This window comes from Mucilaginibacter sp. PAMC 26640, from assembly GCA_001596135.1.
Classification (GTDB): domain Bacteria; phylum Bacteroidota; class Bacteroidia; order Sphingobacteriales; family Sphingobacteriaceae; genus Mucilaginibacter.
The window spans coordinates 3,717,564-3,735,645 of sequence record CP014773.1 but is presented as its reverse complement, the minus strand read 5'-3'; the positions used below and the strand labels follow the sequence as shown (position 1 = coordinate 3,735,645).

Here is an 18,082-nt window from a genome sequence, read left to right as displayed (position 1 = left end):
GCAAAAGCAGCAAAATAACAGCCTGCACCTGTTAAGCAGGCAATGTCGATTTACGGCTTATCTACTTATTTTACTACCAGGACCCCATCAGCCATAATAAAGATATCCTTTTTAGGTGCTGTGATCTCCGCAATTTCGGCCTGACTCTTACCCGCATCTTTGGCGTAGTGCACTAGTCGCTCTATAGATGTTTCCTTCACTTTAGCAAGGCCGTCTACCACTACCGTTTTACCAACGATGTTCTGCGGCATAAAATAGGCGTAATCGGTAAATTGAACCATTATGGTTTTTCCGTCGCCCTGAGCCAATTTCATAAAACAGCCTTTCTTTTTACAAACCTCTACCACAATACCCGTAACCTTCCCCAGGTAAGCGGAATCGGTACTTAATGTATTTTGTAAGGCTTCGGTGGTCAAAGCATGATCGGCTGTAAGCACTTTGCCATAGTTTACACCGGCTTCGGCTGGCCTAATGGCAGACTGCGCCAGAGTAACTATAGAGAAACTAAGACAAATGATGCATAAAGAGATGGCTTTCATACGATTGGATTGGTTATATTTATAAAAAGGGGCTTCGGCTCAAAATTAAAATATTAGCTGGTACAATCCTTTTTTATTTTAAGGCCATTTGATAAGCTTGTGAAAGAAGATAATCCGATGTCGAAGCAATATTTGCCGGTGTTAATTTAATCTTCTGATCAATCTTCACACCTCTTCCCTGTTCAAAACTCGCATTAGCTCCCACGACTTTAACCGCTGTATATGAAGCTTCTATGCCACCTGGAAAATCTGTAAAAAGCATATTACCAGTTGCGCCAGCGGTTTGCCGCCCTACAATAACGGTATTGGGCCGGCTGCGTAATTCCATGGCCACACTTTCGGCAAGGCTCTGAGTTTGTTCGTTCACCAAAACGATCAGTTTGCCATTAAATAATGGTAAACCAAGCGTGTCCGGCGCGGAAGGAATCTGCCCTGATGCCTTTTTAAAGGTTCCCGGGAATTCCAGCACAGCATTATAATCCGCGCTAGCAAACACGCGTTTGGCGATCAGGCCGGGCCACATGGCCTCGGTAATCTGAAAACTGGGATAATCGCGCATCTCCCAAATCACCGTTTTGGCATCTTTAATGTCATTGAACATCTTTTTCAGTGCCGTTGTATTCCCGATCTCGCAAAACCGGACATACCAGATACCATTGCCCAATTTTTGCGCAATTTGGGGCAGATGTTTAAGGCGATATTGATAAAGCTGGCCGTAAGTATAAAGCTTTATGTTTTTTTTCTGAAGTCTTCCATTTCTGCTTATTGTTATTTGCAGATTAGTGTTTGAATCAAGTCTGAAAATATTTCTGCCTAAATCACGGTAATAAGAAGCGTTGTTACTACCCGTGGTATAGTTGGCAACTTGCTTAAGCCTGTAGGCTATCGGCAATCCTTTTACAGCTACAATTACGTCGCCGATCTTCAGATCATTTGCTTTCATCAGCGAATCGTATTTGCTGTAACCGATCACAAATTTACCTCCCGCATAATAGACATCGAAAGGAACATTCATAAAATCGCCGTGGGCCGCATTCCATTCTTTTTGTTTAAACCATGTATGACTGTCTTTTAATTTATTAATGAGGCGCAGGAAAGTTTCCCTGTATTCGTTGGCATTTGCGGCGGCAATCATCTGTGGAATAAACTCGGTTAAAGTTGCATCCCAATCAGGCGCTGCCTTTGCTTTATGGGGGTAAAAATAGGTAATGATGTTCCACCACCGGGCAAGCGCAAGCAACCGGTGCCCCTCATCCGGGAAGGCTGGGGCAGCGTATGGCTCTTCTTTGTGGTACACATAATCAAGCTTGTAACCGTTGTAAATATTGTCGACATATTTGCTGGAATCTGGTAGGTGATGCTGATATAATTCCTCCAGATTTTTCTTTAGAGAGGCAGGTATATTCATATCCACAAAATCCTGCTCATTAAATATCTGCAAAATAGAATCGCTCTTTAATTGGGTATATTGATTACTAATCTTTGCTTTAGGTAATGATAGATAACAGTTGATTATAACGCTATTAAATGTTTTTTTCTGATCAATTTTCTTAATAGTTAATACTGTCTTTACATACTCCAAATCCCAGTCTAGCCTGCCCTTTTGCACCTCTGGATGATAGTATTTTAAAAAGCCCCAAACTTTTGTGAAGGTGGCCAGGTTATTTATTTGGAGTTGATTTTGTGCTTGCGATTTGCCCCGGCAAATGATTATGATAATGATAAAGGCGACGTATTTTTTCATGCCTCAAATTTGCGGTTCCCCCGTCTGCTTTGAAAAAGTATTAGATTAAGTGCGCTATTTATTCGTTCAATGTGTTTGCAAAAAATTCACCGTGTTAAACCAGTGATTCGTCGAAAAAACTGCTATCTTCCCATCAGCAAGTCTACCTTTACCCATGCGTTTTTCCTTTGCATCGCTCAATTACAAACAAAAAAGCCTTGTGGCCGAAATGTCCTATTTGTTGTTCGTAGGTATTATTTCCCCTTATGCAGTGGGCAGCCAGATCTGGAGCGATTTAAGCTTTACGCTTAGCCTGGTATTTTTAAATATTATAGGCCTGCCTGTAGTTGTTCTTTTTTACCGCCTTTATCTCCCACTCACCATTGGTAAAGGCCGCAACTGGCTTTTTATGATTTTGTTTCCTGCTTACCTGGGAGTTTACGAACTCTGGAATCGTGCAACCGCATTAATTACTATCGCTTTACCCTTTATCCCCGAAGGTTACAAATACAATCTCAAATCGGGTTATCCCGGCGATTTCAAGCATGGATATTTCCACCAAACACTTGGTTACACCACACTCGTGTTGGCAGCAGCTACCTCCATTTATGTCATCAGGCTACTTTTTAGAAACCAACACATCCTTTTCACCTCTGAAACAGAAAAGCTTAAACTGGAACTTAATCATCTCAAATCACAGGTGCAGCCCCATTTCTTTTTTAACACCCTCAATAATCTATACGCTTTAAGTATGCAGGGTTCGCCAAAAACGCCTGGTATGATTGCCGATCTAAGCAGTATTATGCGTTATGTACTTTACAATGCCCAGCAGGATAAGGTACGTTTGCAGCAGGAGATCAGTTTTATCCGTAGTTATATCCAGCTCGAAAATGTACGGCATGATAATCCGGACGCTATTGAGTTTTTAATTCAGGGCGATATCGGGAGCGTTGAGATCGAGCCTTTGTTGTTTCTTCCCTTGATCGAGAACAGTTTTAAACACTCATTGCAAAAGAACCTTGCGGAAAAGTGGGTAAAGTTGGTGTTGGCTATGGATGAGGATGAATTGATCTTCCAAACGGCCAACCCTGTGGCGGAGGCAGACCATCAGCCGGCTGGCGGAATCGGCATCCGGAATGTGCGTAAGCGACTGGAGTTGCTTTATCCTGGCAGGTACCAGCTTACGCTTCATGAAGCCGACAAAATTTTTACGGTAACACTTACTATCCATTTGAAATAAGATGATCAACTGTATCATTGTTGACGACGAACCCTTAGCAAGGCAACTGCTGGAAGGCTACGTAAACCAAATGCCTGGATTTATTTGCGTGGGGATTTGCCAAAGCGCAGTAGAGGCATTTGTTATTTTGCATGAGCAAAAAGTTGATGTGATGTTTCTAGATATTCAGATGCCGGGCATAACCGGCATCAACTTCCTGCGCTCGTTAAAAAATGCGCCAAGAGTGATCTTTACAACGGCTTATACCGATTATGCGGTTGATGCCTTCGAATTGGAAGCTGTAGACTATCTATTGAAACCTATCACTTTTGAACGCTTTATTAAAGCGATTCAGAAGGTTGCCCCAAAAAAAATAGCCGAGGCTAATGCCCCGTTACCCATTGATGAAGCAAACTACCTTTTCCTGAAAATAGACAGGCGGCTGGTAAAAGTAAATCAGCCGGAGATTACCTACGTGGAGGGCTACGGTGACTACCTGAAAGTGCACACGACAATGCAAACTCATGTCACTTACATGACCTTCACCAAACTGGAACAATTACTGCCGAGTAATAAATTCCTCCGTATCCACCGTAGCACATTGGTGAACACAGCACACATCCAATTTGCTGAGGGGAATATCCTAAGGGTGGCAAACAAAGATCTGCCAATCGGTCAATCCTACCGGGATAAGGTTTTTCTGAGATTGAATTTACAATAACCCGATTGCTGAATTTTCAAACATCCTAGCAGGCTAATTAATACGAGATCGGATCACAACTATTAGTTGATGACCCTAAAAGTTAAATTGATCCGTTCTCTCAAAGCTTTTGCAGATTTTGGCACCTGGTGCTCCCACTGATGCTGCAGATCGCCGCGCATAATGAGCAGTGAACCGTTTTCCAAGTCTACTGAATATTTCAAGGTATGGTCGCTTTTGTGTCTGACATCAAAACGGCGTACCTGCCCAAAACTTACTGAAGCAATCATAGGGTTTTTGCCGAGCTCAGGCTCATCATCGGCATGCCAGGCTACCGAGTCATTACCATTACGGTATAAATTGAGCAGAACGCTGTTAAACGTTATTCCGCAGGCGGCATCAACCCGCGCTTTGATAAGCAATAACTCCGGTGTCCAGGGATGAGGGTCATACTTTTTCCCGGAGAATGCATATGTTTTACTATTATCACCATACCATGCGGTAAGCCTGGGTGTATTTAAAAGCTTGCCATACATTTGTATCGTTTCCTGGGTCCATCGGATCGTACTCTTTAATTTCGGTGTTAATTCCGCAACCTCTCCGGCGCTAAAAAATTCAGGTTTGTACTCCATTAGCTCCACCGGCAGCTTTGGGCTTTGCAATCCCCCGTTAAAAAAACTCAATTGTTCCATCAGGCCATATTAACGTTGCAGGAGTTAAAGTATTGTCACTTCAACTATCAACCTTTATAAGATAATCAACCTAAATCTTTATAAATATTTTCTTTCGGTAAAGCCGGTAAAGTGTCAGACAATCAATTATTAAAATACATAACCCTTTAACTAGTTTACTATATGTATCGCCAAAAACCTGGTCGAATTGTGGCCCAAGATGGATATATAACGACTTACTGATAAATGCCCCAAACCCGTCTGCGAGGACGTACGCCGCAATGGAATCAACGGTTGATGTTTCAACCGAAATTGTAATGTTTTTTTGCCATACACGTTCTGTTAACCTGTTTCTAATTTCGAAAATGTTAAATAAAGTTAAATGAAATATAGGGTGATGGCTTGATCAAAGCAATTGTTTAAATTGCGGTCATAAACCTTACATAATGAAATCATTTCGCCTATTACTTTTATCATTCGTTGTGTTGCTGCAAGTCGCATGCTTACATACGAGACCATCAAGGCATGTCAATTTTGCTAAGGCTAATATAGATGTTCGAAATCATAATCTTCATATCGATTATACCGATACCGGCGACGGCGATACTACCTTACTTTTTGCGCACGGATGGTGCATTAACAAAACGTACTGGGATCAGCAGGTATCCCATTTTGGGAAAAAATACCGGGTAGTAGCACTTGATCTGGGCGGCTTTGGCAAATCGGGCAAAAACCGAAGCAACTGGGATACACAGGCTTTTGCAAGTGATGTAAACGCAGTAATGGATCAGCTCAAATTAAAAAAAGTAGTTTTGGTAGGTCATTCAATGGCAGGAAGCATAGTATTACAAGCGGCGCTTAATGAACCTGATAAAGTAATCGGTATTGTAGGAGTGGATAATTTTAAAGGCGTGGGAGGCAAATTTACGGATAAGGATAAACAAGAATTTGCAGGTGCTATTGCTATGATGAAAAGAGATTTTAAAAAAGTGGTATTGTCTTGGTTTAAGCATGACCTTTTTTCTAAAACCACAAGCGAGCCGATTAAAATGCGGATATTAAATGATGTGGCGCATGCCGATACAATAGTTGCAGTTGCATCGCAGGAACAAGGCATTTATAACGAAGCGCCCAACCTCATGAAATTGAAGAAAAAATTATTTATGATCAACAGTGATTACCAGCCTACAGACACCACCGGATTGATAAAAAACAACATCCCTTTTAAACTTTATACTGTGCGCGGCACCGGGCACTTCCCAATGATCGAAGCACCGGATGAGTTTAATAAGCAGCTGGAAAAAGTATTAACAGAAATTTAAACAGTTTTTATTTTGGCAATATCGGCTTCATCAACTTCTACATTCTTACGGATAGAAAATTCAAAAGTGGTGCCGGATCCAACCCTGGAAGATACTGAGATTTTGCCAAGTAATTTTTCTATCAGCGCTTTAACCGTGTATAAACCAATGCCTGTGCCCTTACTGTTAAAACGATCAGTTTCATTTAAGGTAACTTCTTTATGGAAAATTCTTTCGAGGTTTTTTTCTTCAATACCTATGCCGTTATCCGAAACCTTAAAATGATAGCGTTCTCCCTCCTCCCTAAACATGATACTGATAAGTCCTTCGGCTTTGTCGTTGTAACGGATGGCATTGGTTAACAGGTTTAAGAAAATTTGCTCCAGCGCAATAGCGGAGCAGGTGATGGAATGATCTACTTTTGGAAGATTAATAGTAATACCTTGAGGCACATCAATCAGCGCCACAACTCCTTTTAACAGGGCATTCATTTGCAACGATTTCTGATTGTTCAGCAAACTGGCAGGTGCTGACGAGTATTCCAGCATATCGTCCACCAAACCAAGCAGTTTTCTTGCTGCTGTAATATTGATCTCTGCCAGATTCCGGCTTTGATCATCGTTTAATTTCCTTAAACGCATCTGCAGTGCCTGCGATGTAAGTAGTATACTACTCAAGGGGTTCTTAATATCATGTGCAGCTGTGCTGGCAAACTTCTGAATAAAAGCATTGGTTTCTAGAAGGTCCTGATTAGCCTTTTCCAGTGTCTCCACTTTCCTCCTTAGTTCCATCTGAGCAAGTACTTGCTTACCCAACACTTTTAAAGACTTAATTTGTCTTTGAGACAATTCTTTGGGTGTCTTATCGATCACGCACAAGGACCCTAAAGCAAAGCCATCCTGGTTAACCAGTGGTACCCCAGCATAAAAAACAATATTTGGATTACCGGTTACCAGCGGGTTATCTGCAAACCTAAGATCTTCCCGGGCATCCGGAACCACCATAATATCGTTATCATGGGCGATGGTGTGGGCGCAAAATGCATGCTCTTTAGCTGTCTCAGCGGCGTCAAACCCTACAATAGATTTAAACCATTGTCTTTTGTCATCAATGAGACTGATCAATGCCACAGGAGTTTGGCATATTTCTGATGCTAATGCGGTCAGTTCTTCAAAATCATCCTCGGGCAGCGTGTCCAACAAATTGTAAGATGTCAGTGCCTCTAAACGGTCTTCTTCATTATTAAGGATTGGATACGAATTAGCCAATGGTTATCAATAGTTTGTGCAAAGATAATAGTTGTTACTATAGTTTCTATAATTCACAACAACCAGTTGAATTATTTTACTTTAAGTTAGCATTCGGTTGTAAAGGAATAGTGAACCAAAAAGTGCTCCCTTTACCTAATTCGCTTTCCACACCAATTTGGCCGCCGTGCCTGTTAACAATTTCCGAACTGATGTAAAGTCCTAATCCCAGCCCGCTATTTTGGAAACCCTGTGAGTTGGCCTGATAGTAGCGATTGAACAACTGGCTCAATTTCTCCGGAGAAATGCCAGGGCCACCATCTGTTACCGATATCTTCGCCATCTTGCCTTCTGTAGATACATGAAAATAGATTTCCCGCGAGTTTGGCGCATATTTTACCGCATTATTAACCAGGTTGACTACAACCTGGTCTATCCGGTGCTCATCCGCATAGACCATGGTATTCGGGTCGCCATGAAAAACGAGTTCATGTTTACCGGTAACCCGTACATGATCGCAACAAGACTTTAACAGATCACCCACGTTAAATACAGAGCGATTCAATTGCAACTGCCCTTCGTTCATTCGGCTAACGTTCAACAGATCTTCAATAAGGCTGGTGATCTTTTCCATGCTTCGGTTACTTTGCTCAATGAGCCTGGTAAAAATTGGAGCCGTTGGGTTTTCCTTCATTCTATCCAGCAATTGCAAAGAGGCTTTCAAACTCGTAACAGGTGTCTTTAGTTCATGACTGGCAATGCTGATAAAGTCATCTTTACGCTGCTCCAATTGCCTTCGTTCGGTAATGTCGTAGGTTACACCTACCATTCTAATGGCATTTGCATTTTCATCATAACGCGGCGTACCCGATGCACTAACCCAGTGCAAAGAACCATCTGGCCATGTTATCTGATACTCTGCATTGTATATGCTATGATTTGCAATAGCAATTTCTAACTGCTGTTGCAGATACGATCTATAATCCGGATTAACCGCTTGCATCAGCCCTGTAAAATTAAAGGGCTTATTAATTGGCTGGCCGTAATTAAGTTTAAACTGATCGGTGCAAATAATATGGCCGCTATCCAGTTCAATATCGTACGATCCCAACTTACCTGCATCAAGCGCAATGTTGAGGCGCTGGTTGGTTTCATTCAACTCTTCCTGCGCCTTTCTTTCTTCGGTTATATCCTGTAAGGTGCCACTGAAACGGACAGGTTTTCCGTCTGGATCAAAAAGAGCCCTCCCTTTCGCTTTCACAATGCGCGGAAGCCCGGTTTGTGGATTAATTATCGTAAACTCTACGTCGTACACACCGCGCGACGCTGGGTTCATAGCATAGCTAATCGCTTCTATTATTCTTTCTCTGTCGCTTTCTGCGATAATATCAGTTGCTTTACTAAGTTCTATTTCCTGGTCTGCCTTCAGGCCGAACCATGATTTTAAGCGCTCATTCCCCGAAAAGCGATAGGTTGCCGGATCAAGATCCCATGTGCCCAAACTGGCAGCATCAATTGCAAATTGCAATTCGGTTTCGCTTGCAGCCAAATTATCATTAAGCTGCAATAGCGTATGTTGGTATTCTCCCAATTCGTCATTTGTAGAAACCAGCTCTTCATTCGCTGCTGCCAGTTCCTCGTTAATTGCTTTAAGCTCAGAATTCAATTCTTTTTCGCGCAAACGGCTGAGGTACCGTTCGGTTACATCAAGGGCGGTGTGCAATACACACATGACCATTCCACGATCGTCTTTTATTGCTTTGTATTCAAAATCGAAGTAAAATTGACGTAACTCACCTGCTACAACTAGTTCCGCCATGGTATCACTGCCGGATATTGTTTGTCCCGTATGCAGCACGCTCTGCAACATTTTTAGGAATGGCTGTCCTTTTAATTCGGGTAAAGCATCTTCAATTGGTTTACCGATTATACTTCTATCCTTCCCCCAGATAGCGATCATACTATCATTGGCCATTTCAATTATCATTTCATCGGTACTGTGTATGGCAGTGGCCGTTTTGGATTGCATTAGTATGTCCAGTAACTGTTCCGGACTAAAGTTGCTCGGGAATGTGCTCATCTTAAATAATTCCCCAACAATTATTAGGCCCTAAACTGTAAAAATTGCCTATAGGCGCTTTTTTTTACAGGAGACGTATACCCTAAATAGCTTATTTAAAATTATTCTAAATAAAGTTTGCAATTTAACTTTGTAAGGCTATTTTTGCGCTTAATTAGACTTAATATAAATAACTAATGAAAATAATCCTACATCCCTATCTAAAACGATTAAGTATTTTTTTACTAATTCTTACTTGCTCTCTGTATAGCCTCACAGTGAAGGCCGATGACGACGAAGGTAACAATGGTAAAATAACCGGTTTTGTTAAAACGGCAGACGGTAAAGCTGCATCATTTGTAACCGTGACGCTAAAGGGCGTTAATAAAACAACCATGACCATAGATGATGGTTCGTACTTGTTTAACAACATTAAACCCGGTAACTACATCCTTAAAATTTCATTTACGGGAGCAAAATCTGATGAGCAAAGTGTTACCGTAACCGCTAACCATATTACAACCGCAAACTTTACCTTAGCAGACGATGCCAATAGTTTGAATGAAGTAACTGTTTCATCTACCAAAACCATCAACCGCAAAAACCTCAGCATTGGTAAAATGGCCGTTGCCCCTATTGATCTCCCGCAAAGCGTATCTGTTATTGGCCGCGACGTTTTGGATCAACAGCAAGCTTTGCGTTTAAGCGATGTAATTAAAAACGTTAACGGCGTTTACTTATACAGCGCACGTGGCAACACACAGGAAACCTTTGCTGCGCGGGGCTATAACTTCTCCAGTACCAACATGTTCAAAAATGGCTTCAGAGTAAATTCCGGGGCAATGCCAGAGATCAGCTCATTAGAGCGGGTTGAAATTTTAAAGGGCAGTGCGGCTTTGCTATATGGTAATGTTGCGCCTGGCGGAGTTCTTAATATGATTACTAAAAAGCCGAAATTTGAACAAGGCGGCCAGGTTTCTATGACCTATGGCAGTTATGAACTTTTTAAACCCACTGTAGACATTTACGGACCAATAAGTTCAAAACTAGCTTACCGGTTAAATGGTACATACGAAAATTCAAAAAGTTTCCGGGATGTGGTCAAGAACGAACGGATTTATGTCAACCCTTCGCTCCTATACAAAGCAACCGATAAAACAACCATCATTGTTGAAGGCGACCACCTGGATTATGACTTCACTCCCGATTTCGGCACTGGCCAGGTGAATAACATCATTGCTAACGTTCCCCGTAACCGATACCTTAGTCCGCGGTGGTCTACCGGTAAAACAAAGCAGTCTACGGCTACCGTAACCGTAAATCATCAGCTAAACAGTTTGTGGCAAATAAATGGCGGGGTTTCCTACCAATACTTCGACAGGCAGTATCAAACAACAGAACGCGTACAACCTGATGCCAGCGGCGATTGGTCGCGCCCGTTAAACCGTACTAAAACTATCGAGGACTATATTACTGGCCAGATCAACATAACCGGCCAGTTTAATACAGGCCCTCTTAAACATAATATATTAGCAGGTATGGATGCTGATAAATACAAGAACGACAACTATACATACGTTGCTAATATCAATACGGTGAACGGCGCAAATCAAGTTGTTGCATCAGGCGGTGTATCCAGCTATCTGGATGCCGATGGAACAACTAAAAGCTCCACGTATGATAAAATAAATATTTTCGACCTAGGCAAGTATACCGCCCGTACTGATATGCCATCCATGAATCCGTTTTATGACATTGTTACCAACACTGATCGTTTCGGGGCATATTTCAATGACCTCATCAGCCTATCCGAAAAAGTAAAGGTATTGGCGGGCATCCGCTGGTCTTATCAGTACATTGCGCCAACAACTGTTAATTCACTTTCAAGTTACGGTGCAGTTGCGTCCTCAAAAAGTAAGACAGATAAAGCGTTTTCACCCCGGTTTGGGTTGGTGTACAAACCACAAGAAAATACTGCACTATTTGCCAGTTACTCCAACTCCTTCGTAGTTAATACAGGTGTTGATATCAACAACAACCCTGTAGATCCGTCGATCATCGGGCAGTATGAAGTCGGTGTGAAGAATGACTTCTTGAACGGTAATTTATCTGTCAATGTAACCGCCTACCGAATTTTAAACAACAACCTGGCGCAAACGGCTCCTTTCCAGGCAGATGGGGTAACACCAAACACCAACACCAATATTAAAGTGCTCAGCGGCGAGACCAAAAGCGACGGAGTAGAATTAGATATTGCCGGGCACCCGGTAAGGGGCCTTGATCTGTTAGCCGGTTACAGTTATACTAATGCACGTTATACCAAAACATCAACTGTTACGGGCAGTGTTATAGCTGGCCAGCCGCTACTCAACGTACCCAAACATACCGCCAACGCCAGCGCATTTTACAACTTTTTAGATGGCAGCCTGAAAGGTTTCAGAGCCGGTGTTTCGGTATTTTACCTGGGTAACCGTATTTCTGGCTTCTTGAATACTGTGGGCCAATCACAAACCGGATCAAGACTCGTTTATGTTCCAAAATTTACTACAGTAGATGCCTCTATTGGCTATACGTATAAGAAAATCTCCATCATCGGTAAAATATCAAACATAGGTGATGTTCTTAATTGGAATGTGCACGAAAATTATAGCATTAACCCAATTGCACCGCGACAGTTTTTAACTACATTGAGCTATAAATTTTAAAATATACTAATAAACAATACAAACCGGGGCGTGCGCTGCATGTCCCGGCTTTTTCAAACCAGCCGCATGAAAATATTTTTCCGTAATATCCATTTGTACCTGAGCCTTGCCGCAGGTTTGGTTATTTTTTGCTCGTGCCTCACCGGAACAATTTTGGTTTTTGAGAAAGAGATTAACCATTTATTGTACCCGCAACGATATTTCGTGGAAGCAAAGGGTGAACGCTTACCGCTGTCTGCGCTCGCGCAAAACGCTTTAAAGCAATCCCCTAAGGCCAAACTGAGCTCGATAATGGTTTATAATGAACCAGAGAGAGCTGTTGAGATCAATATAACGTTGCCCGACAATAAAGGCCAAAAAGGTAAGAGCAGCAACGACGGTAAGGAAACTGCTAAACAGCTTAAAGCAAAGGACAATGATAAAAGCAAAAAGCCTGGACAAGGCAAGAAACCATCTTTAACCATTTATGTAAATCCGTATACAGGCGATGTGCTGGGGCAATTCAATAAGCGCAAATCGTTTTTAAATACAGTAGAAATGCTGCATCGCTTTTTATTGGCTGGTAAAGACAGTTTTGGCAACAAAATAGTAGGCATTTCTACTGTTATTTTTTTATTTATATTGATCACCGGGGTGATTTTGTGGTGGCCTAAAACACTCAATATCATGCGTCAGCGAATGAAGATCAAATGGGGTGGCAGCACTAAACGCCTTACCCATGATCTGCATATCGTATTCGGGTTTTACACCTCGGTATTTTTAATCGTTATTGTACTAACCGGCTTAATCATGTCTTTCGATTGGGCCAACAAAGCTTTGTATGCTATTACAGCATCTGAGCCCTCTAAAGATTTGGAACCCCCAAAATCTAAATATGCTGCAGGGTTGCGATCGCTTCCATCCGACCAGGCGCTGCAGGCTGTAGCAGTTCCACTTAAAACCGCGGCGTATTTCACTCTTCGTGTACCGGGTGATTCCGCCGGGATATATACCATTAATATTCAGCCAAGAGGTTCGGCAGAAAATACAGGAGATACCTATTACATCGATCAGTATAGTGGAAAACAATTGGGCGTATCGAGTTATCAAAGCAAAAGCTTTGGTCAACGGGTAAGAGCCCTGGTAAAGCCAGTGCATACCGGGTCAGTATTTGGGCTCCCAACCAAGATCCTGAGCTTTATAGTTTGTTTGTTATCACTGATCTTCCCGGTAACGGGTGTAATGATGTGGCTGGACAGGATCAAAAAGAAAGATAAAAAGGTGAGAAAGAGACGACCATTACCCGTTGACAAGATCGTATTAGCTCATTAACCTTTGGGCTTTCTTTTAAAAGCAAAAGCGGCTGTGTATTAAGCCGCTCTGCATAATCATATTATTGCGAATTATGCTACTGCTACAAAACCTGTAGCAGTAGTTATTTCTTTCCAGCTTTCCAGATCGTTTTTAACCGATTCCATTTTTTGGTAGGCCAGGTGATACGCATCCTCGCCAAGGAACAGATGCAAAGGAGCACCAGCCGATTCTGCCACAGCGATGATCACCGCGGCGGCTTTTTCGGGATCACCGGCCTGGTTGCCATTGATTTCGTTTTGGTGAGCAGCTTGTACGGCACGCACATCTTTGTATTCTTGAATTTCGTTCTTTGGTGTGCTTAATGAATCAGGATGGAGGAAGTTTGTGCGGAAATATCCCGGCGACACCACGGTAGCCTTAATATTAAACGCTTTCGCTTCGGCGGCAAGCGATTCTGTAAAACCTTGCACCGCAAATTTGGTGGCGCAATAAATGCCAAAGCCTGGGAAATTACCCGTGAAACCGCCTATAGAGGAAACGTTAAAGATATGTCCCGAGTGCTGTGCGCGCAAATGCGGCATAACTGCTCTAATCACGTTTAAGGAACCGAACACATTTACATTAAAATTCTCGCGTGCTTCCTCGTCGGTTAGTTCTTCAAGGCTGCCGGTAAGGCCATAGCCCGCATTGTTTACCACAACGTCTATCTTGCCGAATCGTTTAAGGGTTTGATTGATGGCTTCCTGTACACTAGCCTCTGTTTTTATGTCCACTGCAAGCGGTAAAAAATCCCCGTGCTCTCCCACTGCACTATTCAAATCGTTGATGGTGCGACTTGTTGCCGCCACCTTGTAACCTTTATCTAGTAATTGTTTCACCAGGGTCAAGCCTAAACCTTTGGAAGCGCCGGTTACGAACCATGTTTTTTGATTATTCATTTTGTGTTTTGTTTGTAAGGTAATTAATTGATTAGCCATGATAGGCCATAGATTTTGATAACTCCTCGTTGAGCATGAATTCTTTTTCCAGTTTATCGAGTTTACCCATCGCGCGGTCGAAGGCGTCTTCTCCCAATAATAGGTAGAGCGGCGGGTGTGCCGATTGTGCTACCTCAATAATGGCCGCTGCTGCCTTTTCCGGGTCCCCGGTTTGCTTGCCATCCATTTGCAGATACTTGTTGTGGATATTGCGGACAAGGCTATAGTCCTGTATCTGGTGCCTGGCTATTGCGAGGGAATCTGGTTTAAGGAAACTGGTACGGAATGCACCCGGTGCTACTACCGTTACTTTTACACCAAATTCGGCCACGTCCTGTGCCAGTACCTCCGAGAGGCCAATAACCGAAAACTTGGTAGCGGCGTAGACTGCCCAGCCGGCGTTCCCGGTGATACCCGCAATGGACGAAATGTTGATGATATGCCCCGACTGTTGCTGGCGCAGATAAGGCATCACCATGCGGATAACGTTTAGTGTGCCAAAAACGTTCACTTCAAAGCTGTCGCGAGTTTCTCGGTCGGTTAATTCTTCAATGCTACCGCCAATGCCATAGCCTGCATTGTTGATCACCACATCAATTTGCTTAAAAGCGGCTTTTGTTTGATGGATGGCACAACCTACGCTGTCTTCATTGCCAAGTTCAACCTGCAGCGGTAAAAAGTTTCCAGAGATTGGGCGGCCCACCGCTTCTATAAGCTCATTCAAATTGCGGGACGTGGCTGCCACGTTGTGCCCGGCTTGTAATAGCTGTTTAACCAGGCTTAAGCCAAAACCTTTGGAGGCACCTGTGATAAACCATGTCTTGCTGTTGTTCATAAATTTGATTTTGTTGATAGATCAAAAGTACGGACAGGCAGCCGCTACCGTTTGCAGCATTCAAACCAATTATTGCAAAATTCAAACAACCCTGAAAGCGGATGGCGTCGTATTGGTTTGTTTTTTGAAAAAGTTATTGAAATGTGCGGGTTCTTCAAAGCCAAGACTGTAGCTTATTTCAGCAATGTTCCAGTTGGTGTGGCGGAGAAGAGCCCGGGCCTCTGTAGCCAGGCGTTCCATAATATGATCGGTAGTGGTTTTGCCGGTAGTTTGCCGGATGGCACGATTAAGATGGTTTACATGTACTGAGAGTTGCTCAGCAAAATCTTTTGCAGATCGCAGGCTGAAACGTTGCGCAGGGGTTTCTATCGGGAATTGCCGTTCAAGCAGTTCTGTAAATATGGCGGTAATGCGCGAATTGGCATCAGGGTGTTTATAAAGAGTTTCTGATGGCTGCACCTTAAGTGCGTAATGGATAAGTTCGGTAACGTAATTGCGGATGAGATCATATTTAAAACGGTATTCGGAATTGATCTCGCTCAGCATTTTTTCATACACCTGTGAAGCATAAGCATCCTGCTCCGCATTTAGCGTGTAAGCAGGCATACCTCCCAAGTTAAACATCGGCAGATCGTGCATATTACCGCGCAGCATTTCTGCAAAGAATGATTCGCGATAGATACAAAAAAAACCACTGTGATTTTCATCCAGGTGCTCGATGGTGTAAGGCACACTCGGGTTGAAGAAGATCAGCGTTGACCCACTTACTTCCAAACTTTTATCGGCATAGTGAATAATATTTGTACCTCGGGAAAGGCTCACTTTGTAAAAATCCCGGCGGCTGTATTTTACGGGTTTGGCACCGGGCTGGTAACAATCCTCAATACGAAACACATTAAAATGCCCGATATCCTGGCTCAGGTTATCCGGCAGGTAATTCATTTTCTGTTTGTAAAAGTCTTCCAGCGATTCTGTTGCCATAACACAAAGTTACATAATTCAAACAAATCGCATAGCTTTATCGCTCAACACCTACTTGCCTCCCAGATAATACTTACCCCAAAAATCAACCGACTTAGCTAATTCACTCCTATCTCCAGTATTTGCACCCTGGCCACCGCCACGCATGCCGCCCCCTCTGCGGCCGCCGCCGCCACCCTTACCTCCGCCGCGGCCACCACCACCGCCAATACCACCGCGGCCTCCACCCATTCCGCCTCCCCCAAAGTCACCGCCTTCTTTGCTCCTACCGCCATTCCCATCCGGCGTTTTGTGTATGATACCGTTGATTTTGATATTGAAAGCCCATTCGTTTTTGCCCGCATTGTCCGCGTGCAACATGCTGATGGGTACCTGTGCTTCGTAAGTCAGGTAGCCGGCTGCATCGAAATTCATGGCCGTTTTTATGCCATACGTATTGGATGTGGTGATAATATCATTCAGTACATCGGGAAAGCCCGTCGCTTTAATCTGTTTCAGTTTGGTTAGATGGGCCTGCATGCGCTGTTCCCGGTCATCATCGCTATTGGGTTGCGCTCCTCCGCCTGGCTGGGGCTCGGATCGCATTTCCGGTGCGGCACCCGGATCGGTATATGGGAAAGTTACGCTGTAAGTTTCCTTCTTCTTCCCTTTCGGATCAATCGAAAAAGTAATTCCCGCCATCAAAGCACGCTGTTGTTCGCTATAGTCGTTAATGCGCAACACCAGGTAGAGATATTCTTTATCGTTGGCTATCGTGTAATTAACCTTCTTCTCCTGGTTAAAATAGCGCAGGCTATCACCCCATTCCTTCAAATCGCCATCGATAACTAAATTAGCTGGTGGCGGCTGCAAGGTTGTTTGTGAGCTTTTTGACTGTGAAAAAACGGATAGCGGCGAAGCAAGTGCTGCCAGCACGAAATAAAAAAGGGGGGCTTTCATTGTTGCGTTGTGATGAGTTATCGATACCGCTTAAACTGTAAGGCTGGATGTTTATTGCAAGCGGATAAGTAAAGAAGTTATTACATTTTCCGTTCCGCCGCAGCACACCCTACATCGCTATTAATTTCTGGTCGCCTAACAGGGCATGTTGAACATTGTGCTGAACAAATCACCTACTGTAATAACCTGATATTAAAAATGCCGCGGAGCTATTTATAAGCTTCACGGCATCTTCAGTTGAAATTCCCATGCCAAATCCTAGCATTAAACCAACAATATTACTGCACAATTCGCAGACGCTTTACAGCATATTCTGTTTGCGACGTTGTAATTAGCCCAAATGCCACTCCGGCCTTTCAAAATGGCATGTGTACCCATATGGGTTTTTCTGAAGATAATCCTGATGATCTTCTTCCGCATTCCAAAAATCGCCAGCGGGTACCACCTCGGTTACTATTTTGCCGGGCCAGATACCAGAAGCATCCATTTCGGCTATCAGTGCCTCAGCAGTTTCTCGCTGTTCGTCATTCTCAAAAAAGATAGCTGAGCGGTACGATGTTCCAACGTCATTACCCTGCCTGTTGCGGGTTGTTGGGTTATGGATCATGAAAAAATACTGCAACAATTGGCGATATGACAATTTTTCAGGATCAAAAACGATCTCAATCCCTTCAGCATGGGAGCCGTGATTTCTGTACGTCGCATTTTTAACGTCGCCGCCTGTATAGCCAACAACGGTTGATATAACACCCGGATAGGTTCTGAAAAGTTCTTCCACTCCCCAAAAACATCCGCCGGCCAAAATGGCTTTTTCTGTACTCATATTTTATAATTTATATGTTAAAGGTAGGAACAAAAAACCAGCCAATTGATACTTGTGGCAGGTGCAAACC

At 43.2% G+C, this 18,082-nt stretch carries 15 protein-coding genes; 5 read left to right on the top strand and 10 right to left on the bottom strand.

Annotation, left to right across the window (positions count from 1 at the left end; translation table 11 throughout):
• Positions 1 to 65 precede the first annotated feature (65 nt).
• Positions 66 to 539: a hypothetical protein gene (locus A0256_16095; protein AMR32830.1), complete on the bottom strand. Its 474-nt coding sequence runs from the start codon at positions 537 to 539 to the stop codon at positions 66 to 68.
• A 73-nt stretch (positions 540 to 612) separates the two neighbouring features.
• Positions 613 to 2,283 (bottom strand): hypothetical protein, encoded by a 1,671-nt coding sequence (locus A0256_16090; protein ID AMR32829.1) that lies wholly within the window; start codon positions 2,281 to 2,283, stop codon positions 613 to 615.
• Between the two features lie 154 nt (positions 2,284 to 2,437).
• On the opposite strand from A0256_16090, the gene A0256_16085 reads away from it, so the two are divergent.
• Entirely contained in the window at positions 2,438 to 3,502 is a 1,065-nt protein-coding gene (locus A0256_16085) for a hypothetical protein (GenBank protein ID AMR32828.1), read from the top strand.
• A gap of 1 nt (position 3,503) precedes the next feature.
• Positions 3,504 to 4,202 carry a hypothetical protein gene (locus A0256_16080; GenBank protein ID AMR32827.1) on the top strand — a complete coding sequence of 233 codons (699 nt, stop codon included), beginning with the start codon at positions 3,504 to 3,506 and terminating at the stop codon, positions 4,200 to 4,202.
• A gap of 62 nt (positions 4,203 to 4,264) precedes the next feature.
• Here A0256_16080 and A0256_16075 read toward each other — a convergent pair whose 3' ends face one another.
• Positions 4,265 to 4,873 (bottom strand): 2OG-Fe(II) oxygenase, encoded by a 609-nt coding sequence (locus A0256_16075; GenBank protein ID AMR32826.1) that lies wholly within the window; start codon positions 4,871 to 4,873, stop codon positions 4,265 to 4,267.
• A 425-nt stretch (positions 4,874 to 5,298) separates the two neighbouring features.
• Between A0256_16075 and A0256_16070 the strand changes: the two genes are divergently transcribed.
• Positions 5,299 to 6,174 (top strand): hypothetical protein, encoded by an 876-nt coding sequence (locus A0256_16070; GenBank protein ID AMR32825.1) that lies wholly within the window; start codon positions 5,299 to 5,301, stop codon positions 6,172 to 6,174.
• Here A0256_16070 and A0256_16065 read toward each other — a convergent pair.
• Both A0256_16065 and A0256_16060 read right to left on the bottom strand, forming a co-directional pair.
• Positions 6,171 to 7,421, bottom strand: a complete 1,251-nt coding sequence (locus tag A0256_16065) for a hypothetical protein (protein AMR32824.1) — start codon at positions 7,419 to 7,421, stop codon at positions 6,171 to 6,173. The two genes, A0256_16070 and A0256_16065, sit on opposite strands and share 4 nt — an antisense overlap.
• Positions 7,422 to 7,497: 76 nt before the next feature.
• Entirely contained in the window at positions 7,498 to 9,429 is a 1,932-nt protein-coding gene (locus tag A0256_16060) for a hypothetical protein (protein ID AMR32823.1), read from the bottom strand.
• A 227-nt stretch (positions 9,430 to 9,656) separates the two neighbouring features.
• Here A0256_16060 and A0256_16055 point away from each other — a divergent pair, with 227 nt between their 5' ends.
• Both A0256_16055 and A0256_16050 read left to right on the top strand, forming a co-directional pair.
• On the top strand, positions 9,657 to 12,164 hold the full coding sequence (locus A0256_16055; protein AMR32822.1) for a TonB-dependent receptor: 2,508 nt from the start codon (positions 9,657 to 9,659) through the stop codon (positions 12,162 to 12,164).
• Between the two features lie 30 nt (positions 12,165 to 12,194).
• On the top strand, positions 12,195 to 13,475 hold the full coding sequence (locus A0256_16050) for a hypothetical protein (protein ID AMR32821.1): 1,281 nt from the start codon (positions 12,195 to 12,197) through the stop codon (positions 13,473 to 13,475).
• 71 nt (positions 13,476 to 13,546) lie between these two features.
• Here the strand turns inward: A0256_16050 and A0256_16045 are convergent, their stop codons facing one another.
• The 5 genes from A0256_16045 to A0256_16025 form a co-directional block, all read right to left on the bottom strand.
• On the bottom strand, positions 13,547 to 14,395 hold the full coding sequence (locus tag A0256_16045) for a short-chain dehydrogenase/reductase (protein AMR34584.1): 849 nt from the start codon (positions 14,393 to 14,395) through the stop codon (positions 13,547 to 13,549).
• Between the two features lie 31 nt (positions 14,396 to 14,426).
• Positions 14,427 to 15,269, bottom strand: a complete 843-nt coding sequence (locus tag A0256_16040) for a short-chain dehydrogenase/reductase (GenBank protein ID AMR32820.1) — start codon at positions 15,267 to 15,269, stop codon at positions 14,427 to 14,429.
• 81 nt (positions 15,270 to 15,350) lie between these two features.
• Complete coding sequence (locus tag A0256_16035) at positions 15,351 to 16,250, bottom strand: transcriptional regulator (GenBank protein ID AMR32819.1); 900 nt, start codon at positions 16,248 to 16,250, stop codon at positions 15,351 to 15,353.
• 51 nt (positions 16,251 to 16,301) lie between these two features.
• A complete protein-coding gene (locus A0256_16030; protein AMR32818.1) occupies positions 16,302 to 17,189 on the bottom strand; it encodes a hypothetical protein in 888 nt (295 codons plus the stop codon).
• 331 nt (positions 17,190 to 17,520) lie between these two features.
• Positions 17,521 to 18,012, bottom strand: a complete 492-nt coding sequence (locus tag A0256_16025; protein AMR32817.1) for a peptide-methionine (S)-S-oxide reductase — start codon at positions 18,010 to 18,012, stop codon at positions 17,521 to 17,523.
• Between the last annotated feature and the right edge of the window lie 70 nt (positions 18,013 to 18,082).